Below are 22,174 nucleotides of genomic sequence, written 5' to 3' on the forward strand. Positions count from 1 at the left end.
CCCGCCCCGCGTGCGCGTGGTGGGGGTGGGGCGGGGGGGGGGCCGCCCCGGCCCCCCCCCCCCCCCCCCCCTCCACGTACAAGCAGGCGCGACGGCTAGCTGGCCGCGTCCTCCCGGCGGACCGACAGGAGGTCCTCCAGCTGCTCCTCGCGGGCCTGGGCGGCCACGAAGAGGAGCTCGTCGCCCGCCTCCAGGGAGTCGTCCGCGGTCGGCGCGAGGACGCGCGTGCCGCGGATGATCGTCACCAGCGAGGTGTCCTCGGGCCACTCGACGTCGCCGACCTGCGTGCCCGCGAGAGCCGACTCGGGCGGCAGGGTCAGCTCGACGAGGTTCGCGTCGCCGTGGCTGAAGCGCAGCAGACGGACGAGATCACCGACGCTCACCGCCTCCTCGACCAGCGCGGACATCAGGCGCGGGGTGGAGACCGCGACGTCGACGCCCCAGGACTCGTTGAAGAGCCATTCGTTCTTGGGGTTGTTCACGCGGGCCACGACCCGCGGGACGCCGTACTCGGTCTTGGCGAGCAGCGAGACGACGAGGTTGACCTTGTCGTCGCCGGTCGCGGCGATCACCACGTTGCAGCGCTGGAGCGCCGCCTCGTCGAGCGAGGTGATCTCGCAGGCGTCGGCGAGGAGCCACTCGGCCTGCGGGACGCGCTCCACCGAGATGGCGGTCGGCGCCTTGTCGATGAGCAGAATCTCGTGCCCGTTCTCCAGGAGCTCACCGGCGATGGAACGTCCCACCGCGCCGGCTCCGGCAATGGCGACCCTCATCACTGACCGCCTTCCTCGGGGCCTTCGGCGAACGCCGCTTCGACCTTCTCGACCTCGTCGGTGCGCATCATCACGTGCACCAGGTCGCCCTCCTGGAGCACCGTCTGGGAGGTCGGCAGGACCGCCTCGCCCAGCCGGGTGAGGAAGGCCACGCGGACGCCGGTCTCCTCCTGGAGCTCACTGATCTTGTGGCCGATCCAGGACGCGGACGCGTGCACCTCGGCGAGCTGTACGCCGCCGGTGGGGTCGCGCCACAGCGGCTCGGCCCCGGAGGGCAGCAGCCTGCGCAGCATCTGGTCGGCGGTCCAGCGGACCGTGGCGACGGTGGGGATGCCCAGGCGCTGGTAGACCTCGGCGCGGCGCGGGTCGTAGATGCGGGCCGCGACGTTCTCGATGCCGAACATCTCGCGGGCCACCCGGGCGGCGATGATGTTCGAGTTGTCGCCGCTGCTCACCGCGGCGAAGGCGCCCGCCTCCTCGATGCCGGCCTCGCGCAGGGTGTCCTGGTCGAAGCCGATTCCGGTGACGCGGCGGCCGCCGAAGCCGGAGCCCAGACGGCGGAAGGCGGTGGGGTCCTGGTCGATCACGGCGACCGTGTGCCCCTGTTGTTCCAGGGTTTGCGCGAGAGCGGATCCGACTCTCCCGCAGCCCATGATGACGATGTGCACGCCCGTCCTTCCGGCTGTGTCAATACTTTTTGCTCAGGTTGAACGGTAAAAGCGTCTCAGACCGAGGCCCAAGCTACACACGCGCGGTCGGTGGAGGGCACCCCCGTGCACCCGCCGGTCCTCAGGACCGGCCGCTTCCTCAGTCCACGCTGCGCAGCAGGCCCTCGACGGCCTTGAGCCGGTAGCCCATCTCGACCAGCTGCAGCCGCGCCGCCTCCTGCTCGGACCTGGCGCGCTCGACGACCTCGCGGTACTGCTCCATCGCCTCGGCCCACTGCCGGTCGCGCTCGCGGTTGCGCTGCGTCTGGAAGTAGGCGACGGCCACGATCGCGCCGGCGAGTATCAGGAAGAAGGCGACCGGGATGATCACGTCGTCCATTAAGACCCCTCTGGTGAGTGCTGTGCGGCCTCGTCCGACGCGTCCTCCCGGACGGCCGCGAGGATCGTGTCCACGTTCAATCGCACGTCGAACGGCGCCAGTTCGAAGTACTTGAGCGCCTTGCCGTCGTCGGAGAGCTCCAGGCGGCCGACGACGAGACCGGCCTTCTCCAGACGTTCGAGGTGCATGTAGAGCAGGGGCCGGGAGACACCGAGTCGCCGCGCCAGTTCGCTGACGTACAGCTGCCCCGGGGCGAGCTCGGTGATGATCCGGATCCGCTGGGCATGGCCGACGGCGGAGAGGAAGGCGAGCAGCTCTTCGCTGTCCATGGCCCGCCTTCTCGCTGGTCTTGGCGCTGTTCTTCGCGCGTCCCGAAACCTGTCAGCCAAGACTTACGCATGACGGGATCCACTGTCAATCTGCCCCCTTCAGCCTCTGCGCAGCCTCGAATAACAGTTGACGGTTCATTCCTTCACCTGTCAGTCTCCACTTACACATGAAGGTATGGAGTACGGCGAAGGGGCGGGGATGGTCATGAGAAAGCGATCGGTCACGGTGCGCGTGGCCCGGTGGAGCGCGCTGCATCCGGGGCGCGCGGTCATCGGCTGGCTGGTGTTCGTGGTGCTCTGCCTGGGGGGCGGCATCGCCGCCGGCATGAACAGCGCGACCTCGGAGGACTTCCGCGTCGGCGAGGCGGGCCGCGCCGAGGCCCTGGCGACCGAGGGCGGCGTCCAGCTGCGGCCCACGGAGCAGGTGCTGATCAGCGCCCGTTCGGGGCCGCTCGACAAGGCGGCCGCCGACGCCGCCGTCAAGGACATCACCGCCCGGATGAAGTCACTGCCCGAGGTCGCCTCGGTGGCGGCGCCGGTGGAATCGGCCGACGGGCGGGTGCTGCGGGTCCAGGTGGAGCTCAACGGCCCCGACCAGGACGGCAAGAAGAACGTCGTCCCGCTCCAGGCCCAGACCGAGCAGGCAGAGAAGGCCCACCCGGACCTGGTGATCGAGGAGACCGGCGCCGCGTCCGTGAGCAAGGGCGTCAACGACCAGCGGGGCGAGGACCTCGCCTTCTCCGAGACGATCACGCTGCCCATCACACTCATCACGCTCGCCCTGGTGTTCGGCTCGGTGGTGATGGTCGGCGTACCGCTGCTCCTCGCCGTCACCTCGATCATGGCGACCATGGGCCTGGCGATGCTGGCCTCGCACCTGCTGCCCGACACCGGCGTCGGGATGAACATGATCCTGCTCATCGGCATGGCCGTCGGCGTCGACTACACGCTCTTCTACCTCAAGCGCGAACGCGAGGAGCGGGCCCGCGCGGGCGGCCGTCTCACCTCGGAGGCGCTCGTCGAGGCCGCCGCCGCGACGGCGGGCCGCGCGATCGTGGTCTCCGGGCTCGCGGTGATCGTCTCCACCGCCACGCTCTACCTCGCCGGTGACGTCATCTTCGACTCGCTCGCGACCGGCACCATCCTGGTGGTGGCCGTCGCCGTGATCAGCTCGGTGACCGTGCTTCCCGCGCTCCTGGTCAAGCTCGGCAAGCGCGCGGAGCGCAGGGCGGCCAAGCGCCTGGCGCAGGGCAAGCCGGTGAAGACGTACGGCGAGAAGAAGCCCGGACGTGCCTGGAACGCGCTGCTCGCCCCGGCCCGCAAGCGCCCCGCGCTCACCCTGTGCCTCTCCGTCCTGGCCATGCTCGGCCTCGCGCTGCCCGCGCTGAACATGGAGCTCAAGGACCCGGCCCGGGACAGCTTCTCGCGCGACATCCCGGCGATGCAGGGCTACGACCGGCTGCTCGACGCCTTCCCCGAGCAGCGCATCCGGCACCAGGTCGTGGTGCGCGCGTCGGCCGAGCAGGCCGGTGAGGTCACCCGGGCCCTGCGCGACCTGGACCGCAGGGCGGCGGCCGACCCGCTCTTCTCCCACCCCTCCAAGGCCCCGCTCCTGCGCTCCTCGGAGGACCGCAGGACCACCACCCTGGAGCTCAACGCCCCGCACGCCACGTACTCCAAGAAGGCCGTCGCCTCGCTCGACCACCTGCGCGACGACCACCTCCCCGCCACCGTCGGCAAGCTGCCCGGCGTCGAGACCGCCGTCACCGGCGAGGTGCCGCGCGGCACCGACTACGTGGAGCACCAGAACCAGAAGCTGCCGCTCGTCCTCGGCTTCCTGCTCCTGATGACCTTCGCCATGACGGTCTTCGCGTTCCGCTCGGTCGTCCTCGGACTGCTCGGCATCGTGCTCAACCTGCTCTCCGCCGCGTCCGCGCTCGGGCTGCTCGTCCTGGTCTTCCAGGGCAAGTGGGCCGAGGAACTGCTCTCGTTCATCTCGCTCGGCGGGATCTCCTCGCGGGTGCCGCTCTTCCTCTTCGTGATCCTCTTCGGGCTCTCGATGGACTATCAGGTGTTCGTGGTCAGCCGTATCCGGGAGGCCGCGCTGAACGGCGTACCCACCCCGCAGGCCGTCATCCAGGGCATCGGCTCCTCCGCCAAGGTCGTCACCAGCGCGGCGATCGTCATGGTCACCGTCTTCGCGAGCTTCGTGATGCTGCACATCGTGGAGATGAAGCAGATGGGCTTCGTCCTCGCGGTGGCCGTCCTGCTCGACGCCGTCGTGATCCGCATCATGATCCTGCCGGCGGCGCTGCTGCTGCTCGGGCGCGCCACCTGGTGGCCCTCCCGCGCGATCCGCAGGGCCGAGGAGCAGGCCGCCGAGCGGTACGGGGCGCACGGGACGATGGAGGTACCGGAATCACCGGAGGCCGCCGAAGACCGTCCGCTTTCCGGGCATTGGGCGGAGCCCCGGGCGGCGCGTCGTGGCTAACCGGAGCAGTTAGGGGGTGGTGGGTGGGCGGGCACCCATTCGAACGCTTACGATCCTCTGCGTGTCCAAACTGACCGACGTGCCCAAACGGATCCTCATCGGGCGCGCACTGCGCAGCGACCGGCTCGGAGAAACCCTCCTGCCGAAGCGCATCGCTCTACCCGTGTTCGCGTCCGACCCGCTGTCCTCCGTGGCCTATGCGCCGGGGGAAGTGCTCCTCGTCCTCTCGATCGCGGGTGTGTCGGCGTACCACTTCAGCCCCTGGATCGCTGTCGCGGTCGTCGTGCTGATGTTCACCGTCGTCGCTTCGTACCGGCAGAACGTGCACGCCTACCCGAGTGGTGGTGGCGACTACGAGGTCGCCAACACCAACCTCGGCCCCAAGGCCGGGCTCACCGTCGCGAGCGCCCTGCTCGTCGACTACGTCCTGACCGTGGCGGTGTCGATCTCCTCGGGCATCGAGAACCTCGGCTCGGCGGTCCCGTTCGTCGTCGAGCACAAGGTGCTCTGCGCCGTCGCCGTCATCGTGCTCCTCACGCTGATGAACCTGCGCGGCGTGAAGGAGTCCGGGAAGCTCTTCGCCATCCCGACGTACGTCTTCGTCGTCGGCGTCTTCCTCATGATCGCGTGGGGTGCCTTCCGGGGCATCGTCCTCGACGAGACGATGAAGGCGCCCACCGCGGACTACGAGATCAAGCCCGAGCACCAGGGACTCGCGGGCTTCGCGCTCGTCTTCCTGCTCCTGCGGGCCTTCTCCTCAGGCTGTGCCGCGCTCACCGGCGTCGAGGCGATCAGCAACGGCGTCCCGGCCTTCCGCAAGCCCAAGAGCAAGAACGCGGCGAGCACCCTGGCCCTGATGGGCGGCCTGGCCGTCACCATGTTCTGCGGCATCATCGCGCTGGCCATGACGACCAAGGTCAGGATGGCCGAGAACCCGGCCAAGGACCTGTTCCACAACGGTGCGTCGGTCGGTTCCGACTACGTCCAGAACCCGGTGATCTCCCAGGTCGCCGAGGCCGTGTTCGGCAACGGCAGCTTCCTGTTCATCGTCCTGGCCGCCGCCACCGCGCTGGTCCTCTTCCTCGCGGCCAACACGGCGTACAACGGCTTCCCGCTGCTCGGCTCGATCCTCGCGCAGGACCGCTACCTGCCGCGGCAGCTGCACACCCGCGGCGACCGGCTCGCCTTCTCCAACGGCATCGTGCTGCTCGCGGGCGCCGCGGCCCTCCTCGTCGTCATCTACGGCGCGGACTCGACCCGACTGATCCAGCTCTACATCGTCGGCGTCTTCGTCTCCTTCACGCTCAGCCAGATCGGCATGGTCCGGCACTGGAACCGCCATCTGCGCACCGAGAAGGGCCAGGCCAAGCGCCGCCACATGATCCGCTCGCGGGCGATCAACACCTTCGGCGCCTTCTTCACGGGCATGGTCCTGATCGTCGTACTCGTCACGAAGTTCACGCACGGCGCGTGGGTCGCCCTGCTCGGCATGTGCATCTTCTACGCGACGATGTCCGCGATCCGCCGCCACTACGACCGCGTGGCCGAGGAGATCGCCGCCCCGGACACCCCCTCCGACGACAGCGTGCGCCCTTCCCGCGTGCACTCCATCGTCCTGGTCTCCAAGATCCACCGCCCGACGCTGCGCGCCCTGGCCTACGCCAAGCTGATGCGCTCGGACACCCTCGAAGCGCTGAGCATCAACGTCGACCCGGCGGAGACCAAGGCCCTCAAGGCCGAGTGGGAGCGGCGCGGCCTCACCGTCCCGCTGAAGATCCTCGACTCGCCCTACCGCGAGATCACCCGGCCGATCATCGAGTACGTGAAGAACCTGCGCCGCGAGAGCCCGCGCGACGTGGTCAGCGTGATCATCCCGGAGTACGTGGTCGGTCACTGGTACGAGCACCTGCTGCACAACCAGAGCGCGCTCCGCCTCAAGGGACGTCTGCTGTTCACGCCGGGCGTGATGGTGACGTCCGTCCCCTACCAGCTCGACTCGTCCGAGGCCGCGAAGAAGCGGGCCCGGAAGCGGTCGGAGTGGAACGCGCCGGGTGCGGTGCGGCGGGGCCCGGTCGAGAAGCGCCCGAAGGAGCCGAGCAACGGCAACAAGGGCTAGCCCTTGTCCCGGGCGGTTGGTGAGCGGCCGGACGACACCCACGTAGACTGGTGGGCTGTTGTCCGGCCGTTTCTTTCGGCCGATCCCCTTTTACGTAGTGGAGTCACCCCGCCATGCAGGCAGAACCGAAGAAATCGCAGGCGGGGAACTCGAAGGAGGGCTCGCAGGAGACCTCCCTCGTCGGGCAGGAGTACGAGGTCGAGGTCGGCCCCGTCGCGCACGGCGGCCACTGCGTCGCCCGCACGGCCGAGGGCCGGGTGCTTTTCGTCCGCCACACGCTCCCCGGCGAGAAGGTCGTCGCGCGCGTGACCGACGGCGACGAGGACTCCCGCTTCCTGCGCGCGGACGCGGTGACCGTACTCGAACCGTCCAAGGACCGCGTCGAGGCCCCCTGCCCGTACGCGGGACCCGGCCGCTGCGGCGGCTGCGACTGGCAGCACGCCAAGCCGGGCGCGCAGCGCCGCCTCAAGGGCGAGGTCATCACCGAGCAGCTCCAGCGCCTCGCGGGCCTCACCCCCGAGGAGGCCGGCTGGGACGGCACGGTGCTGCCCGCGGAGGGCGACAAGCTGCCCGGGGGAGAGGTCCCGGCCTGGCGCACGCGCGTCCAGTACGCGGTGGACCCCGACGGCAACGCGGGCCTGCGCCGCCACCGTTCGCACGAGGTCGAGCCCATCGAGCACTGCATGATCGCGGCGCCCGGTGTCTCGGAGCTCGGCATCGAGAAGCACGACTGGTCCGGCATGGAGTCGGTCGAGGCCATCGCGGCCACGGGCTCCCAGGACCGCCAGGTGATCCTGGAGCCGAAGCCGGGCGCGCGCCTGCCCCTCGTGGAGCTGGACAAGCCGGTCTCGGTGCTGCGCATCGCCGAACAGGACGGCGGGGTCCACCGCGTCCACGGCCGCCCCTTCGTCCGCGAGCGCGCCGACAACCGCACCTACCGCGTCGGCAACGGCGGCTTCTGGCAGGTCCACCCGAAGGCCGCGGAGACGCTGATGCTCGCGGTCATGCAGGGCCTGACGCCCCGCAAGGGCGAGACGGCCCTGGACCTCTACTGCGGCGTGGGCCTGTTCGCGGGCGCGATCGCCGACCGGGTCGGCGACCAGGGCGCGGTCCTCGGCATCGAGTCCGGCAAGCGAGCGGTCGAGGACGCCCGGCACAACCTGGCCGCCTTCGACCGCGTCCGCATCGAACAGGGCAAGGTCGAGGCCGCTCTGCCGCGCACCGGCATCACCGAGGTCGACCTGATCGTCCTCGACCCGCCGCGCGCGGGCGCGGGCAAGCAGACGGTGAAGCACCTGGCGGGCCTGGGCGCCCGAAGGATCGCGTACGTGGCCTGCGACCCGGCCGCCCTGGCACGCGACGTGGCGTACTTCCGTGAGGGCGGCTACCGGGTGCGGTCGCTGCGGGCGTTCGACCTGTTCCCGATGACGCACCACGTGGAGTGCGTGGCGATCCTGGAGCCGATCAAGCCGGCGAAGCCGGTGAAGAAGGGCGACTGACCTGCCACATCACACATGCCGGTGGGGCGCCCCCTGAGAAAGGGGGCGCCCCACCGGCATATTCGGTGGTGTTGCTAGTGCTTGCCGATGTCCTTGGTCTTTTCCTTGGCCTCGCGTGCGTCGCCCTTCATCTGCTGGGCGTGGCCCTTGGCGGTGAGGCTCTCGTTGCCCACCGCGCGTCCGGCGGCCTTCGCGGCTGCGCCGGTGGCCTGCTCGATCTTTGCCTTGGCCTTCTCGTTGGCGGTCATGTCCGCTCACGCTCCCTTGGCATCGACATCATGTGCTGTCAGTCCGCCTGGCCGCTCAGCCGCTCGGCAAACATCCCGGGCTTCTTCGATCTTCTTCGGCCGGGTGTGTGTGGCCGGGGCGGAACGGGGCACTCCATGGTGCGGTCGCATGCCCTGCACTCTGTGAAAGAAACACACCTTTTGTGTGTTTGTGAGATGGAGTTAAGAGCACACGGTGGCCTGGAGGTTGATAACAATGGTTCCCCTGATTCTGGTACTTCTTCTGGCCCTGCTCCTCTTCGGTGCGGGCTTCGCGCTCAAGGCACTGTGGTGGATCGCCGTCATCGTGCTCGTGGTGTGGCTGCTCGGCTTCGTGATCCGGCCCGCTGCGGGCGGCGGCCGCAAGGGCCGTTGGTATCGATGGTGATCAGCTTCGCCTGATGGCGACATGGAACGGCGCCGCGCCATGACAAGTGGTGCGTGCGTCCGAGGGGTGGGCCCGGCCTGGGACGGCCGGGCCCACCCCTCTTTCCGCGTGGCGGCTGAGATCCTTGGTGCGGAAAGGAACAGCACATGGATCAGTCGGCGGCAGGACCTGCCCCGGGAGAGCCCGAGCAGCAAGCGCTCTTCGGATGGTCGGACACCTCACCGGCGCGGTCGGCCGCGCACGGGGCGTTCCGGGACAGTCCGCGGGCACGGCGGATGCTCGATGTGCGGGAGGTGTACGCAGAGGGGGCGGCCCTCGACTCTCCGCGCGGTCAGCAGATCATGGCCCGGTTGCCGGGTGTACGCGTGACCGAGGTCGAAAGCCACTGGCGGATTCCCTCCCTGCACGGCAACGACGGCAACATCGCCCGGTGGGTCCGCATCAAGACCGAGACGCTCGTCCTCGGCGTCAAGCACACCCTCGCCACGCGCCCCAACGGCAGGTCGGCCGACTGGATCGCCCCCGGCCCCTCCAACGGGTGCGCGATGGCATGCGCCTACTGCTACGTCCCCCGCCGCAAGGGCTTCGCCAACCCCATCACGCTGTTCACCAACATCGAGGCGATCGTCGCTCATGTCCGCCGCCACGTACGGGCCCAGGGTCCCAAGACCGAACCCAACCAGTGCGACCCCCGGGCATGGGTCTACGACATCGGCGAGAACGGCGACTGCTCCGTCGACGCCCTGGTCTGCGACAACACCGCGGATCTCGTCGCCGCGTTCCGCGGCCTGCCGACGGCCAAGGCCTCCTTCGCGACCAAGTTCGTCAACCCCGACCTGCTGGCCCTCGACCCGCAGGGGCGCACGCGGGTCCGCTTCTCGCTCATGCCGGCCGCCGACGCCCGCCTCCTCGACATCCGCACCAGCCCGGTCGACGAGCGGATCGCCGCGGCAGCCGACTTCCTCGACGCCGGGTACGAAGTCCACTTCAACCTCTCGCCGGTCGTGCTGCGCCCGGGATGGCAGCGGGACTGGGCCGAGCTTCTCGACCATCTCGACGACGTCCTGCCCGCCCGCGTGAAGGAGCAGGCGGCGGCCGAGATCATCATGCTGACCCACAACCAGTCGCTCCACGAGGTCAACCTGGGCTGGCACCCCCGCGCGGAGGACGTGCTGTGGCAGCCGGACGCCCAGGAGACCAAGCGCTCCCAGAACGGCGCCCTCAACGTCCGCTACGCCAGGGAGATCAAGCAGCAGTCCTTGGTGCGCATCCAGGAACTGATCGCCGATCACGCGCCGTGGCTGCGCGTCAGGTACGCCTTCTGAGCGGGCGGGTCACGGGCGCTCCCGGCTCCGGCGGCGCCCGGTGGGCAGGGGGAGCGGGGCAGGACCCGGGACCACCCTGTTCGTGAGGGTGCCGATGGCCTCCGCCGTGAGGGTGACCGTGTCTCCGGGGCGGAGGGGCGGCGGGGACTGTTCGCCCCGTACGCCCCAGAGTTCCGCGAGGCAGCCGCCGTTGCCGCACGTGCCCGAACCCAGGACGTCGCCGGGGTGGACCGCCGTGCCGCGTGAGGCGTACGCCGTCATCTCCTCGAAGGTCCAGCTCATGTTGGACAGCAGGTCCTTGCCGATGACCTGGCCGTTGACCTCGGCGGTCAGGGCCAGCCGCAGGAAGCCCTCCGCGTCGCGGTAGGGCTCCAGTTCGTCGGCCGTGACCAGGTACGGGCCGAGGGCCGTGGCGGTGTCCTTGCCCTTGCAGGGCCCCAGGCCGACCTTCATCTCGGCCGACTGGAGATCGCGGGCCGACCAGTCGTTGAAGAGGGTGTAGCCGATGATGTGGTCGCGGGCCCGCTCCGGGGTGAGGTCCTGGCCCTTGCTGCCGATGACCGCCGCGATCTCGAGTTCGTAGTCCAGGACGGCCGAGCCCGGAGGCATCGGGATGTCGTCGTGGGGGCCGAACACCGCGTGAGGGTTCGTGAAGTAGAACGTAGGCGCCGCGTACCACTGCTCGGGCACGCCGCTCACGCCGTCCACCGCGCGGCGGACACCCTCGACGTGCTCCTCGAACGTGACGAAGTCCCTTATGGAGGTGGGCTGGAGGGGTGGGAGAAGCCGTACGTGGGACACGTGGGGGCCTGCCGGTTCGGCCAGGGACAGGGCACTCGCGCCGGCGCGCAGCAGGTCCGGCAGGCCGTTCCCCGCCCGGATCAGCTCCGTCAGGGAGGTGGCGCCGGGCACGGGGTGGAGCGTGCCGTCCTCCTCCACCACGGCGACACGGGTGCGGTGCTGGTGTTCGTACGTGGCGAAACGCATGCGGGCGGCTCTCTCTCCTCTGTCCTTCTTGTCTCTCCCGGCGGTTCGGGTCAGACCGGCGGGGCTATGAACACGCCTCGGTCGGGGTCGTTGAACGACTCCTTGGCGACGAGTTCGTTCATCGGGTTGGCCGTGCCCCACTGGTCGGTGACCTCGGGGCGGGAGAAGTCGTAGACGTGCGGGTGCCAGGTGTCCTCGTCAAGGGCCTCCAACTCCGTCGTGTACTCGACGGTGTTGCCGTGCGGGTCCAGGAAGTACGTGAAGGTGTTGTCGCCCGCCATGTGCCGGCCCGGACCCCAGATCTTCCGGAATCCCGCGCGCATGACACGGCCCGAGCCGCGCATGTACTCGTCCAGGCCGCGCATCTCGAAGGAGACGTGGTGCAGGGCCGTGTGCGGGCCCTGGGCGATGGCCATGGAGTGGTGCTGGTTGCTGATCCGCATGAAGTGCATGACCTCGCCCATGTGGGGAGAGCTGAGCGTGTCCGACAGGGCGAAGCCCAGGTGCCGCTCGTACCACTCCCGAGTCCGGTTCAGATCGGGGGAGTTGAGGACCACGTGCGACAGCTTGACCGGGATCGCCTCCTTCTCCTCGATCTTGCGGTGCCGCCTGACCTCGACGTCCGCGGAGACCTCGATGGTGCGCCCGTCGACGTCGAAGAACCGGAAGCCGTAGCCCCCTCCTGGGGTGTCGACCTTGCCCGGATCGCTGAGCAACTGGACTCCAGCAGCCGTGAGTTCCTCGGCCAGCGTGTCCACGTCCGCCCGTGACGACGCTCCGTACGAGACGAGGTCCAGGCGCTTCTCGTCCGCTTTGCGCAGGCGCACCACGTACTGCTCCGGTGAGCCCTCTGCGGCCAGGAAGGAGATGCCGGAGTCTTCGGCGACCTTGGTCAGGCCCCAGACGCCGGAGTAGAAGTCCAGCTGCTTGTCGTAGTCGGGGACGGCCAGGTCTACGTGCCTGAGGTGGGTGAGCAGGCGCATGATGTCAGTCCGTTCGCTGAGTTCACTGAGTTCGCCGAGTTTGCTGAATTCACTGGATTCGCTTGATTCACTGAAGCTGGAGGAGATGGGCCGCGTTTGCGCCGCGCACGGCGGCGAGGTCCGCTTCGGAAAGCCGCGCGGCGCGCAGCGCGCCCACCGGGTCCTCGGACCCCATGTCGAAGGGGTAGTCGGAGCCGAGGAGTACACGGTCCGCACCCGCCGCACGGATCAACTCGCGCAGTACGTACGGGTCGTGGACCAGCGAGTCGAAGTAGAGCCGCTTGAGGTAGGTGCTCGGCGCGTGGGCGCAGGACGCGCCCGCGTCCGCGCGGGTTGACCAGGCGTGGTCGGAGCGGCCCATGTGCGTGGGCAGGTACCCGCCCCCGTGCGCCGCGATCAGCCTCAGCTCCGGGTGCCGGTCCAGGACGCCGGAGAAGATGAGGTGGGAGAGCGCCACGGCGTTCTCGGTGGGCTGGCCGACGGTGTTGGACAGATACCAGCGGTCGAGGCGGTCGTCGAGCGTGCAGCCGAAGGGGTGCAGGAAGATGAGCGCGCCCGTCTCCTCGGCGCGGGACCAGAAGGGTTCGTAGGCCGGGTCCGAGAGCTCGCGACCGGGCGCGTGGCTGGAGATCTCCACCCCCAACAGGCCCTGCTCCAGCGCATTTTCGAGGGCGCCCACCGTCCGTTCCGGGTGGTGAAGCGGCGCCAGTCCGAGGCCCTTCAGGCGGTCGGGAGCCGCAGAACAGTGCCTCGCCGTCGCCTCGTTGGCCAGCAGGCAGACCTTTTCGGCCGTCTCCTCGTTCGTCCAGGAGTGGTAGTGCGAGGGGGACGGGCTGACCAGTTGTACGTCCACACCCTGGGCGTCCATCGCGGTCAGGCGTACGGAGGCGTCGGTGAGCCGGGGGACGCGCTCGCGCACCATGGGGCCGCTGACGGCCAGGGCGGCCGGGCCGTTGCGGCGGGCGTCCAGTGCCTGTGCCTCCGCGTGGCCGGGCAGGCCCGCCACGAGTGCCTCGATCTCGGGCAGCAGGACGTGGGCGTGCACGTCCACGGTAGGGACGGCGGGATGGCTCATGGGACCGACAGGGCTCACGGGCGCTCCTTGAGCAAAGCCATGGTGCGCCCCATCAGGGCGGGTACGTCGGCGTCCCGCACCCCGTCCAGCTGCCACTGCCCGATCTGGACGGACGCCTCCACCACCGGCCGCACCCGGCGCATGCGCCGCTCGTAGTACCTCAGGAACAACGCGTCGTCCCACTCCTCGGAGCCGGAGCCGGAGCCGGTGAGCAGCTCGGCGAGGACGAGAGCGTCCTCCAGGGAGAGCGCCGCGCCCTGCGCGAGCGTGGGCGGGCAGCAGTGGGCGGCGTCGCCGGCCAGCACCACCCGGCCCCGGTGCCAGGAGCCCTCCACCAGCATCCGGTCGAACCACGTGTAGTTGACCTTCGCCGGGTCGGTGATGTGCTCGGTGATCCCCGGCCAGAAGCCGCCGTAGTGCCGGGCGATGCCTCGCATCTCGTCGGCGTACGACTGAGGAGGGATCGAGCCGCGGTCCCGCTTGGCCTCGACGACGAACGCGTAGAGCGTCGAGTCGCCGGTCGGACAGTACCCGGCTATGTAGGACGGGCCGCCGTAGGCCAGGTCGGCGCGGACGACGCCTTCGGGGCGCGGGGCCTCGACGCGCCAGATGGCCATGCCGGTGGGTTCCGGTTCGGCGGTGATGCCGATCGCGGCGCGGGTGGTGGAGCCGATGCCGTCGGCGGCGATCACCAGGTCGTAGCGCCCGGTCGTGCCGTCGCTGAACCGCACCGTCACACCGGAAGCGTCCTGCTCCAGGGAGGTGGCGCGCGTCCCCAGGCGCACGGTGGCGCCGGATGCGCGGACGGCTTCGATGAGGATGCGCTGGAGCCTCGGGCGCTGGATGCCGACGGTCGCGGGCAGGTCGTCGCCACCCGTGCGGACGTCCTCGGCGACGTGCAGGACGGTGCCGTCCGGCGCCGTGATGCCGACCGACCCGAAGCCGTGGCCGGACTCCCGCACCCGCTCCCACACGCCGAGTTCGCGCAGGACGCGCAGTGCGTTGCCCTGGAGGGTGATACCGGAGCCCGCGGTGGCGTTCCAGTCGTCCTTGGCCTCGATCAGGTCCACGTCCATGCCGGCCCGGCGCAGCAGGATCGTGGCGGCGTTGCCCGCCGCGCCGCCGCCGATGACGAGGACCGTGCGTCGTACGCTCATGAAGCGAACTCCCTTGTGTCTGTGCTCACTTGACGGCCACCGGATTGACCGGGGAGCCTACGGCGCCGGTGATCGGCAGGGGCGCTGCGGTGAGCCAGAACTCGTACACCCCGTCGGCCGCGCAGTCGTCGGCGAGCGCGTCGAGGTCCCACATCTCGCCGATCAGCAGGCCGATGTGGGGGATCGCGATCTGGTGCAGCGGCTGGAAGGCGTGCTCGAACTCGTTGGGCCGCACCTCGAAACCCCAGGTGTCGGTGGCGAGCGCGGCCATCTCGGTGCCGTGCAGCCAGCCCGCGGTGGTGAAGGAGAGACCGGGGGCCGGACCACCCGCGTAGTCGCCCCAGCCGTCGCGGCGGGTGCGGGCCAGCTGCCCCGTGCGGACGAGGACGATGTCGCCGCGCCCGGCCCGGACCCCGTGCGCATCCGCCGTCGCGGTGAGGTGCTCCTCGGTGATCGCGAACCCGTCGGGCAGCTCGCCGTCGTCGCCGATCACCCGGCCCACGTCGAGGAGCACCCCGCGCCCGGCGACGTGCGGCGCCATGTGCTCGATGCCGGTCACCAGGTCGCCCTCGGAGGTGACGACCCGAGCGGCGTCCCGGCCGTTCCACGCCTTGCCGTGGTCGAAGATGTGCCCGAGCCCGTCCCACTGCGTCGAGCACTGGAGCGGCATCGAGATCACGTCGTCCGCGCCGCCCAGGCCGTGCGGGAAGGGGTGGTTGCCGAGGGCGAAGTCGGCGCCCGTGTCGAGCATCGTGTGCACCGGGTTGCTGCGGCGGCGCCAGCCCCGCTGCGGGCCGTGCGTGTCGAAGCGCTGGGAGAGGGAGAAGCTCGCCCCGCGCCGGACCAGTGCCGCGCCCTCCCGCCGCTTGGCCTCGTCGAGGAAGTTGAGGGTGCCGAGCACGTCGTCCGCGCCCCAACGACCCCAGTTGGAGCACGACGTGGCGGTGCGGGCGATCGCGCCCTCCGGGTCGGTGAAGTCGGCGCGGTCCCGCGACGTCACGGTGCCACCTCCGCCGCGCTCGCCGCCACATGCTCCGGGACGCTCTGCGCCACACATCGGGTGCGCTGGGCGCCGAGTCCCGTGAGGGAGCCGTCCATGACGTCGCCGTCGCGCAGCAGCCGCCCCCAGTGCATGCCGTTGCCCGCCGGGGAGCCCGTCAACACGACGTCACCGGGCAGGAGTTGGGCCGACTGGGACGCGTACGAGACCATGCGTGCGACGTCGAAGATCATGTCCTTGGTGGACTCGTCCTGCATGGTCTCGCCGTTGAGCTTCAGCGTGACCCGCAGATCACCCGGATCGGGGATCGATTCGGCGGGCACGATCCACGGCCCGAGCGGGGTGAAGCCGGGCGCGTTCTTGCTGCGCAGCCAGTCGGTGCCGATCTGCGGCATGTCCCGGCGGAACACGGTCGCCCGGTCGGTGAGGTCGTTGGCGATGGTGTATCCGGCTACGTACCGCAGCGCTTCGTCCACCGGCACCTGGTGGGCGGGGCGTCCAATCACCGCCGCCAACTCCAGCTCCCAGTCCGGCTGTTGTGCCCACGCGGGCAGGACGACATCGTCGTACGGACCCGTGATCGCACTCGGCAGGCCGATGAACACGTACGGCAGGTCCTCGGCCGCCCGCCGGTCCATGAGCGCGGCGGCCTCCTCGCGCCGCTCCTCCTCGGACCGCTCGTCCGACGGGGCGCGGTGGGCTACATGGAGGTCGATGACGTGCTTGCGGTAGTTGGCGCCGGACTGGAAGACCTGCCGCGGCTCGACCGGCGCGTGCACCCGGAACTCCGCGAGCGGCCTTCGCACCGCACCGCCGTCGGTGGCCAGCGCGCGCAGCCGGGGGAGGAACTCGTCCCAGCGTTCGAGCAGTCCGCGCACGGTCAGCGCCGGCTCTCCGAAGGCCGCGCGTACGTCGGCCGCCTGCCCCTCGGGCGTCACGAGCGCGGGAAAGCCCGAGGGGTCGGTCCGGTCCGAGGCGGAGAGGGTGCCGATGGCGAAAGGCCCGGCGAAGAGCGCGGACGCGGGTCCGGACGCGGAAGCGGATACAGCTGCGGATGCGGATGCGGATGCGGAAGCAGAAGCGGATGCGGGTTCGGCTTTCACGAACATGCCCTCCTGAGTGCGGTGTGACCAATCTGGACCCGCCACCCTGGATCAGGGAAATCGATTCTATGGATACCGGGAATCCACCGCATTTATGGTGGAGCCCATGAACCTGGCCAGCCTCGACCTCAACCTCGTCGTCGCGCTGCGCGCCCTCCTCGAAGAGCGCAACGTGACCCGCGCCGGGGAGCGGGTCGGCCTCAGCCAGCCCGCCATGAGCGCGGCCCTGGCCCGGCTGCGCCGCCACTTCGACGACGACCTGCTCGCCAGGAGCGGCGGCCACTACACGCTCACCGCGCTCGGCCAGGTGCTCCTCGACCGCACCTCCACCGTCTACGACCTCCTCGACCGCCTCTTCAGCAGCCAGGCCAGCTTCGACCCGGCCCAGGAGCACCGGGAGTTCAGACTGCTGGCGTCGGACTACGCGGTCGCCGTCTTCGGCGCCGAACTCGCCCGTACGGTGCACGCGTCGGCGCCCGGCATCCGGCTGCGCTTCACCCAGACCCCGACCACCGTCGTCGACGACACCGGCGTACTGCTCAGCTCGGCCGACGGGCTGCTCATGCCGCACGGCATCGTCAACGACCTGCCCGCCACCGACCTCTACGAGGACCGCTGGGTCTTCCTCGTCGCGGACGACCACCCCGACGTCGGCTATCACCTCACCCGCGACGACCTCGCGCTGCTGCCGTGGGTGACCTACCAGCGGACCTACGACGCCCCCGCCGTACGGCAGTTGGGCATGCTCGGCATCGAGCCGCGCGTCGAGGTCTCGGTGGACAGCTTCCAGACCCTGCCGCTCCTGGTCGCGGGAACCCGCCGGATCGCCCTGGTCCAGGAACGGCTCGCCCGGCTGCTGGCACCGGTCGCCCCGGTCAGAATCCTCGAACCACCGTATGAGGCAGTGCCGTTGAGGGAAGCCCTGTGGTGGCATCCCGCGCACACGCACGACGCGGCCCACATCTGGCTGCGCGAGACGGCAGCCGAGGCCGGCGCCCGGATCGCGGAGACGTCCTGAGCCCGCAGCTCCGCAGCCCCGCGGTCAGGCCCCCCGCCGTCACCGCACCGGCAGCCCGACCAGCCTCCCGCTGTTCTCCCACAGCGCTCGCGCCACCTCGTCCCTGCGCGCGAGCTCCGACAGCTCCGGCCAGGTGAGCCGCCCCTGGCGCAGGGCGGCGAGCAGACGACCGCCCGGCGGCTTCGCGATGCCGAGAACCAGGTCGGCCAGGGTGTTCCCGGCCGCCGTACGGGTGTTGAAGTGCGGGTTGAGCCTGCGCAGCGGCCGGCCGAGTACCGGCGTGCCGAGGAGCGACCAGGCCGTTCGGAGGGGGAACGAGAGGTCCTTGGCCAGGCCTGTTCCGAACACCTGGCCCGGATCGTAGGCGAGCGCGGTGAGCCGACGCGTCGGGTACCCGGCCAGTGTTCGGGCGGTGAGGACGGCGCACAGCTTGGACGCGGTGTACGCCTGCTCGCCCGCCTTGCGCGGCCTGGGGTCGCGGCCGGGATCGTGATCGGGGTGGGCGAGCAGTTCCGCGTCGGCGTGGCGCGGCGGAGCCAACCCGGCCCGGGTGGCGGGGTCGTACGTCCCGCTCGTCGTCAGGACGACGAGCGCGCCCTCCCGCAGCGCGGGCAGCAGCAGGCGCACCAGCAGGTGGTGCGCGAGGTGGTTGACCGCGAAGGTCGTCTCGAAGCCGTCCACGGTTCTGCCGGTGGTGTCGGGACGGACCACGCCTGCGTTCAGGACCAGCGCGTCGATCGGAGTACCGCCCAGCCGTTCACGCACTGCCGCCGCGAAGGCCCGCACCGAGTCGAGCGCCGTCAGGTCCAGCGGGATCGAATCGCCGTCCGGTGCCGTACGGCGTGACCCCAGGATGAGCCGGGCCTGGCCCGACCGCGCCAGTCGTCCGGCGGCGATCGCTCCGAAGCCCGAAGTGCCGCCGGTCATCACCATCGTTGACACGCTGCCCCCTCGGGAGCCGCCGATCCGGGACGCCATCGAGCGTAGCGCCCCAAGGGGGCAGGTGCCTCCGACTCAGTTGCTCCGCTGTTCCGCCGTCCTACGAAGGCGAGCCGTCCCACAGGTCGGTGCTGTGCGCGGCGGTGAGCGCGCCGATGCGGGCGAGCACCTCGTCGGCGGGCGCCGGGTCGAGCCGGCGCCCGCCGCGCAGGCGCAGGGCGACATGGTCGTCGGCGGCTTCCTTGGCGCCGATGACCGCCTGGTAGGGCACCAGGCGGGCCTCTCTGACGCGGGCCCCCAGGGTGCCGCGCTCCGGCCCGGCGATCTCGGCCCGCAGCCCGAGCTCCCCGCAGCGCCGCGCGAACGCGTCGGCGTTCGGCCGCTCGGCGTCGGAGAGCGGCAGGACGGCGAGCTGGGTGGGGGCGAGCCAGGCGGGGAAGGCGCCGCTGTACTGCTCGATGAGGTGGGCGACGGCTCGTTCCACGCTGCCGATGATGCTGCGGTGGACCATGACCGGCCGGTGTTTCGCGCCGTCCGCGCCGATGTAGTGCAGGTCGAACCGCTCGGGCTGGTGGAAGTCGACCTGGACGGTGGACAGGGTGGATTCGCGCCCCGCTCCGTCGGTGACCTGGACGTCGATCTTGGGGCCGTAGAACGCGGCTTCGCCTTCGACGGCTTCGTAGGGAAGCCCCGACCGGTCGAGGACGTCGGTCAGCAGGGCGGTGGACCGCTGCCACATCTCGGGGGCGGCGACGTACTTCCCGCCGGGTCCCGGCAGGGAGAGGCGGTAGCGGGCCGCGGTGATGCCGAGGTCCTCGTACGCCCGGCGGATCATCTCCAAGGCGGACCGTGCCTCCTCGGCGACCTGCTCCAGGGTGCAGAAGATGTGCGCGTCGTTGAGGTGGATGGACCGGACCCGGGTGAGGCCGCCGAGCACGCCCGAGAGCTCGGAGCGGTACATGCCGCCCAACTCGGCCATGCGAAGAGGCAGTTCGCGGTAGCTGTGGGAGCGGGACCGGTAGATCACCGCGTGGTGGGGGCACAGGCTCGGCCGCAGGACGACCTGCTCGCCGCCGAGGTCCATCGGCGGGAACATGTCCTCGCTGTAGTGCGACCAGCGCCCGGAGATCTCGTACAGTTCCCGCTTGCCGAGCACCGGTGAGTACACGTGCCGGTACCCCGCCTTCCGCTCGGCGGTGCGGATGTACTCCTCCAGGGTGTGCCGCACCGCCGCGCCGTCGGGCAGCCAGTACGGCAGTCCGGCGCCGATCAGCGGGTCGGTGTCGAACAGGTCCAGCTCGCGGCCGAGCCTGCGGTGGTCGTGACGGTCGGGCATGGCGGTCTCCTCGCCTACGTCGCGTACGTCGGGTGTATGGCGTACGTCGGGTACATCGGGCGAGTGACCGCACGGCGAAGCCCCGGGGCACTCGCCCCGGGGCTTTCGACTGAGACATCGGTCAGCGCGCCGGGACACTCTCCGGCGTCGTCGTCATCGCAGCGCGCTTCATGCCGGTGACGCTAACAGAGGATCGGCGAGGGCGACTCGGTATTTTCCGCGGCGCGGCCGGGAAGGGGGCCGCGGACGAACCGGGGAAACAGGCTGTCCGAAGCCTGTTCCGATCATGCGTGGAGGGGTCCTGTCCTCGGCCGAGGAGTCAGGACGCAGCTCCGTGGTCGCACCGACAGCCGTCCTGCGCCTTCCTGCTCGGCGCCGAGTGGACCCCCGCGGGCCAGCGGGAGCCGCATCACCGACGACGCGGCTCCTGCCGCAGCCCTTCGTGGTGGGAAAATCCCGCATCTCACCCATGGAGGGCACCGCGCGAGGAAGCGACGAGGGGGAGCCTCGTTCCTCGCGCCCGGGGCGGCCGTCGCCACCCCGTGCGCGGCGGCCGCCATCCCTACGGCAGCTCCGATCGCACGGTCCCGACGCTACTCCGTCTTCCCCCACCGTCCGTACACAAGTGCGGAGTTGGTCCGAACCGGTGTGCTATGTCATTCCTGAACGCGGGGCAACGCCCTCAGCTGGCCGGTGCGTGTGTCGGCGATGCGGGCGGCGAGACGGCGGACCTCGCCGCTGCCTGCCGAGCGGGCGGCGGAGCGTGAGACGCGCCGCGACTGGCCGAGGTGGTCGCGGAGCTCCTGGAGGACGAAGCGGTCGAAGGCGGCGCCGGTCAGCCGACGGCCCCGGGCGAGGTCGGCTTCGGTGACCATGCCGGGCATGTCGTGGCCCCGGTGCACATTGGTGTCGGGCAGCCCCATGCGAAGCAACAGGACGCGTAGCCGGGCGAGTTCCGATCCGTGGTCCTCGGCGCACTCGACCGCCCAGGTGGCCAGGCCCGGCGCCGACGCGCGGTCGGCGGCGAGTTCGAGGAGCTGCCCGGCCTGGTCGTCCATCGGGATCAGCAACTGGATCCAGCCGGTGTCGGTGGCGGTGGCCCCGGAGAGGGCGGGGCGCGCGGAGGGGGTGGGAGTGGCGGCCGGGGCGGACGGTTCCGAGCAGCCGGCCAGGAGCAAGGACGAGACCAGAGCCAGGGGCAGGAACAGGCCGAGCGCGGGGGTGATGAGAGCGGGTGCCGGCTTCATGAGCGCTTCCGGAGGGCGGGCCCGTGCCCGGCCGGAGGGGAGTCCGGCCGGGCACGGGGCTTGCGGAGAGGGTGAGTTGAGGTCGGAGGGGTCGCGTACGTGAGTCAGGACGGACGTCCGTCGGCACCGCATTTGACGATCGGCCTGATGCAGTCCCGCACCCGGCGTTCCATCTCGTCCTCGGGCCATACGTTGATGAAGTCGCCGTGCATCGTGTACCCCGCTCCCGAGGCCAGCCGCAGGTCCGACGGGTCGCCGTTGACGGGGTAGCGCAGGACCTGCCGGAGCTTGGGCACCGGAACCGGGTGGGTGGTGGGGCAGGCGCCGTTCACCGGGTAGGACATGTGGCTCTTGTGGTCCGCGGAGTCGAGGTCCTTGCCGTTCCAGCACTGCGGGAAGTCGAGGTAGGACTCCAGCATCGATCCGGCCGGGCAGTTCACGAAGCCGGGCGACGAGCCGACCTCGCCGTGGTGCAGGCAGGACCAGCGGGAGATGGTGTTGTCGCCGGGGCCGGTGGCCTTGGCGTTGCCCGCCACGATGCGCAGGCCGCGGGGCAGGGGCCGGGTCTTGGCGATGATGTCGTCCCGTACTCCCTCGCCGAGGTAGTAGAAGGTGGTGCCGGTCGGCTCGACCGGAGTGCTGCCCTCGTACAGGGTCGGCACCCAGTAGGCGGAGAGGTCGGTGTCCGGCGCGCAGGTGCTCGCGGAACCGTCCAGGCTGTTCAGGTCGGAGTGGGCGTCGGTCGAGGTGTTGCCGAAGAAGCTGTGCATGTGGGAGGCGCCGGGCAGGCCGGGGAAGATGATCGGGTCGTCCGGCGCGCGGTGGCTCGCGGGGCACTCGGCCAGGAACTCGGCCACGCGCACGACGTCCGCCTTGGGGGCGGCTGCCGCCATCGCGCCGCTCTCGGGGAGGGTGACGCCAAGGAGCGGCAGGGCCAAGGCCAACAGGGCCAAGGGCAGTCGCGGACGGCGACGGTGGCGGGGTGGTTCCGGCTTCGGGGGAGCGGGGTGTCTGGTCACGAGAGCTCCGTTCGGTTCGATTCGATGTGAGACATCGGCGTGAGCAGTCCCGGTGCGAGGACTCGGCGTGCGGTCC

At 70.5% G+C, this 22,174-nt stretch carries 21 protein-coding genes; 6 read left to right on the forward strand and 15 right to left on the reverse strand.

Annotated features, from left to right (window positions below; translation table 11 throughout):
• Positions 1-95: 95 nt before the first annotated feature.
• The 4 genes from ACZ6ZP_RS06910 to ACZ6ZP_RS06925 form a co-directional block, all read right to left on the reverse strand.
• The gene (locus ACZ6ZP_RS06910; protein WP_160507675.1) at positions 96-773 is read right to left on the reverse strand and encodes a potassium channel family protein; all 678 of its coding nucleotides are present in this window, start codon (positions 771-773) and stop codon (positions 96-98) included.
• The gene (locus ACZ6ZP_RS06915; RefSeq protein WP_351158081.1) at positions 773-1,441 is read right to left on the reverse strand and encodes a potassium channel family protein; all 669 of its coding nucleotides are present in this window, start codon (positions 1,439-1,441) and stop codon (positions 773-775) included. Before ACZ6ZP_RS06915 ends, ACZ6ZP_RS06910 begins: the two co-directional genes overlap by 1 nt.
• Positions 1,442-1,580: 139 nt before the next feature.
• A complete protein-coding gene (locus tag ACZ6ZP_RS06920) occupies positions 1,581-1,820 on the reverse strand; it encodes a hypothetical protein (protein WP_351158084.1) in 240 nt (79 codons plus the stop codon).
• A complete protein-coding gene (locus tag ACZ6ZP_RS06925) occupies positions 1,820-2,149 on the reverse strand; it encodes an ArsR/SmtB family transcription factor (protein ID WP_351158086.1) in 330 nt (109 codons plus the stop codon). The genes ACZ6ZP_RS06920 and ACZ6ZP_RS06925 overlap by 1 nt, the downstream gene beginning before the upstream one ends.
• A 205-nt stretch (positions 2,150-2,354) precedes the next feature.
• Here ACZ6ZP_RS06925 and ACZ6ZP_RS06930 point away from each other — a divergent pair, with 205 nt between their 5' ends.
• The 3 genes from ACZ6ZP_RS06930 to ACZ6ZP_RS06940 all read left to right on the forward strand — a co-directional run bounded on the left by ACZ6ZP_RS06930 (position 2,355) and on the right by ACZ6ZP_RS06940 (position 8,255).
• Positions 2,355-4,640, forward strand: a complete 2,286-nt coding sequence (locus tag ACZ6ZP_RS06930; protein WP_469405851.1) for an MMPL family transporter — start codon at positions 2,355-2,357, stop codon at positions 4,638-4,640.
• 61 nt (positions 4,641-4,701) lie between these two features.
• On the forward strand, positions 4,702-6,756 hold the full coding sequence (locus tag ACZ6ZP_RS06935) for an APC family permease (protein WP_351158092.1): 2,055 nt from the start codon (positions 4,702-4,704) through the stop codon (positions 6,754-6,756).
• Positions 6,757-6,869: 113 nt separating this feature from the next.
• Positions 6,870-8,255, forward strand: a complete 1,386-nt coding sequence (locus tag ACZ6ZP_RS06940) for a class I SAM-dependent RNA methyltransferase (protein ID WP_351158095.1) — start codon at positions 6,870-6,872, stop codon at positions 8,253-8,255.
• Between the two features lie 74 nt (positions 8,256-8,329).
• Here ACZ6ZP_RS06940 and ACZ6ZP_RS06945 read toward each other — a convergent pair whose 3' ends face one another.
• Complete coding sequence (locus ACZ6ZP_RS06945) at positions 8,330-8,503, reverse strand: CsbD family protein (RefSeq protein WP_351158098.1); 174 nt, start codon at positions 8,501-8,503, stop codon at positions 8,330-8,332.
• Positions 8,504-8,738: 235 nt separating this feature from the next.
• Here ACZ6ZP_RS06945 and ACZ6ZP_RS06950 point away from each other — a divergent pair, with 235 nt between their 5' ends.
• Positions 8,739-8,909: a hydrophobic protein gene (locus tag ACZ6ZP_RS06950; protein ID WP_351158101.1), complete on the forward strand. Its 171-nt coding sequence runs from the start codon at positions 8,739-8,741 to the stop codon at positions 8,907-8,909.
• A gap of 146 nt (positions 8,910-9,055) precedes the next feature.
• Complete coding sequence (locus ACZ6ZP_RS06955) at positions 9,056-10,234, forward strand: spore photoproduct lyase family protein (RefSeq protein ID WP_469405853.1); 1,179 nt, start codon at positions 9,056-9,058, stop codon at positions 10,232-10,234.
• 9 nt (positions 10,235-10,243) lie between these two features.
• On the opposite strand, the gene ACZ6ZP_RS06960 is transcribed toward ACZ6ZP_RS06955, so the two are convergent.
• The 6 genes from ACZ6ZP_RS06960 to ACZ6ZP_RS06985 form a co-directional block, all read right to left on the reverse strand.
• Positions 10,244-11,221, reverse strand: coding sequence for a fumarylacetoacetate hydrolase family protein (locus ACZ6ZP_RS06960; protein WP_469405854.1), 978 nt, complete (start codon positions 11,219-11,221; stop codon positions 10,244-10,246).
• A gap of 50 nt (positions 11,222-11,271) precedes the next feature.
• The gene (locus ACZ6ZP_RS06965; RefSeq protein WP_469405856.1) at positions 11,272-12,204 is read right to left on the reverse strand and encodes a VOC family protein; all 933 of its coding nucleotides are present in this window, start codon (positions 12,202-12,204) and stop codon (positions 11,272-11,274) included.
• Positions 12,205-12,271: 67 nt separating this feature from the next.
• Positions 12,272-13,279 (reverse strand): amidohydrolase family protein, encoded by a 1,008-nt coding sequence (locus ACZ6ZP_RS06970; protein ID WP_469406542.1) that lies wholly within the window; start codon positions 13,277-13,279, stop codon positions 12,272-12,274.
• Positions 13,280-13,293: 14 nt separating this feature from the next.
• Positions 13,294-14,436 (reverse strand): FAD-dependent oxidoreductase, encoded by a 1,143-nt coding sequence (locus tag ACZ6ZP_RS06975; RefSeq protein ID WP_399972882.1) that lies wholly within the window; start codon positions 14,434-14,436, stop codon positions 13,294-13,296.
• Between the two features lie 25 nt (positions 14,437-14,461).
• Positions 14,462-15,436, reverse strand: a complete 975-nt coding sequence (locus tag ACZ6ZP_RS06980) for a cyclase family protein (protein ID WP_469405858.1) — start codon at positions 15,434-15,436, stop codon at positions 14,462-14,464.
• Complete coding sequence (locus ACZ6ZP_RS06985; RefSeq protein WP_469406544.1) at positions 15,433-16,428, reverse strand: fumarylacetoacetate hydrolase family protein; 996 nt, start codon at positions 16,426-16,428, stop codon at positions 15,433-15,435. Before ACZ6ZP_RS06985 ends, ACZ6ZP_RS06980 begins: the two co-directional genes overlap by 4 nt.
• A 217-nt stretch (positions 16,429-16,645) precedes the next feature.
• On the opposite strand from ACZ6ZP_RS06985, the gene ACZ6ZP_RS06990 reads away from it, so the two are divergent.
• Entirely contained in the window at positions 16,646-17,557 is a 912-nt protein-coding gene (locus ACZ6ZP_RS06990; protein WP_469405860.1) for a LysR family transcriptional regulator, read from the forward strand.
• A gap of 39 nt (positions 17,558-17,596) precedes the next feature.
• Here the strand turns inward: ACZ6ZP_RS06990 and ACZ6ZP_RS06995 are convergent, their stop codons facing one another.
• The 4 genes from ACZ6ZP_RS06995 to ACZ6ZP_RS07010 all read right to left on the reverse strand — a co-directional run bounded on the left by ACZ6ZP_RS06995 (position 17,597) and on the right by ACZ6ZP_RS07010 (position 22,098).
• The gene (locus ACZ6ZP_RS06995) at positions 17,597-18,490 is read right to left on the reverse strand and encodes an SDR family NAD(P)-dependent oxidoreductase (protein WP_469406545.1); all 894 of its coding nucleotides are present in this window, start codon (positions 18,488-18,490) and stop codon (positions 17,597-17,599) included.
• 106 nt (positions 18,491-18,596) lie between these two features.
• Positions 18,597-19,832: a threonine--tRNA ligase gene (gene thrS, locus ACZ6ZP_RS07000; protein WP_469405861.1), complete on the reverse strand. Its 1,236-nt coding sequence runs from the start codon at positions 19,830-19,832 to the stop codon at positions 18,597-18,599.
• A 656-nt stretch (positions 19,833-20,488) separates the two neighbouring features.
• Positions 20,489-21,079 (reverse strand): DUF305 domain-containing protein, encoded by a 591-nt coding sequence (locus ACZ6ZP_RS07005; protein WP_469405862.1) that lies wholly within the window; start codon positions 21,077-21,079, stop codon positions 20,489-20,491.
• Positions 21,080-21,183: 104 nt separating this feature from the next.
• Entirely contained in the window at positions 21,184-22,098 is a 915-nt protein-coding gene (locus ACZ6ZP_RS07010; protein WP_399972890.1) for a DUF1996 domain-containing protein, read from the reverse strand.
• Between the last annotated feature and the right edge of the window lie 76 nt (positions 22,099-22,174).

The organism is Streptomyces sp. NPDC054047 (genome assembly GCF_055585065.1).

What these genes read in the sequence shown, in the direction of transcription:
- ACZ6ZP_RS06910 (WP_160507675.1), bottom strand. Translation starts at nt 773, where the DNA reads ATGAGGGTCGCCATTGCCGGAGCCGGCGCGGTGGGACGTTCCATCGCC.
- ACZ6ZP_RS06920 (WP_351158084.1), bottom strand. Translation starts at nt 1,820, where the DNA reads ATGGACGACGTGATCATCCCGGTCGCCTTCTTCCTGATACTCGCCGGC.
- ACZ6ZP_RS06925 (WP_351158086.1), bottom strand. Translation starts at nt 2,149, where the DNA reads ATGGACAGCGAAGAGCTGCTCGCCTTCCTCTCCGCCGTCGGCCATGCC.
- ACZ6ZP_RS06930 (WP_469405851.1), top strand. Translation starts at nt 2,355, where the DNA reads ATGAGAAAGCGATCGGTCACGGTGCGCGTGGCCCGGTGGAGCGCGCTG.
- ACZ6ZP_RS06940 (WP_351158095.1), top strand. Translation starts at nt 6,870, where the DNA reads ATGCAGGCAGAACCGAAGAAATCGCAGGCGGGGAACTCGAAGGAGGGC.
- ACZ6ZP_RS06945 (WP_351158098.1), bottom strand. Translation starts at nt 8,503, where the DNA reads ATGACCGCCAACGAGAAGGCCAAGGCAAAGATCGAGCAGGCCACCGGC.
- ACZ6ZP_RS06950 (WP_351158101.1), top strand. Translation starts at nt 8,739, where the DNA reads ATGGTTCCCCTGATTCTGGTACTTCTTCTGGCCCTGCTCCTCTTCGGT.
- ACZ6ZP_RS06955 (WP_469405853.1), top strand. Translation starts at nt 9,056, where the DNA reads ATGGATCAGTCGGCGGCAGGACCTGCCCCGGGAGAGCCCGAGCAGCAA.
- ACZ6ZP_RS06960 (WP_469405854.1), bottom strand. Translation starts at nt 11,221, where the DNA reads ATGCGTTTCGCCACGTACGAACACCAGCACCGCACCCGTGTCGCCGTG.
- ACZ6ZP_RS06965 (WP_469405856.1), bottom strand. Translation starts at nt 12,204, where the DNA reads ATGCGCCTGCTCACCCACCTCAGGCACGTAGACCTGGCCGTCCCCGAC.
- ACZ6ZP_RS06970 (WP_469406542.1), bottom strand. Translation starts at nt 13,279, where the DNA reads ATGAGCCATCCCGCCGTCCCTACCGTGGACGTGCACGCCCACGTCCTG.
- ACZ6ZP_RS06975 (WP_399972882.1), bottom strand. Translation starts at nt 14,436, where the DNA reads ATGAGCGTACGACGCACGGTCCTCGTCATCGGCGGCGGCGCGGCGGGC.
- ACZ6ZP_RS06990 (WP_469405860.1), top strand. Translation starts at nt 16,646, where the DNA reads ATGAACCTGGCCAGCCTCGACCTCAACCTCGTCGTCGCGCTGCGCGCC.
- ACZ6ZP_RS06995 (WP_469406545.1), bottom strand. Translation starts at nt 18,490, where the DNA reads ATGGTGATGACCGGCGGCACTTCGGGCTTCGGAGCGATCGCCGCCGGA.
- thrS (WP_469405861.1), bottom strand. Translation starts at nt 19,832, where the DNA reads ATGCCCGACCGTCACGACCACCGCAGGCTCGGCCGCGAGCTGGACCTG.
- ACZ6ZP_RS07005 (WP_469405862.1), bottom strand. Translation starts at nt 21,079, where the DNA reads ATGAAGCCGGCACCCGCTCTCATCACCCCCGCGCTCGGCCTGTTCCTG.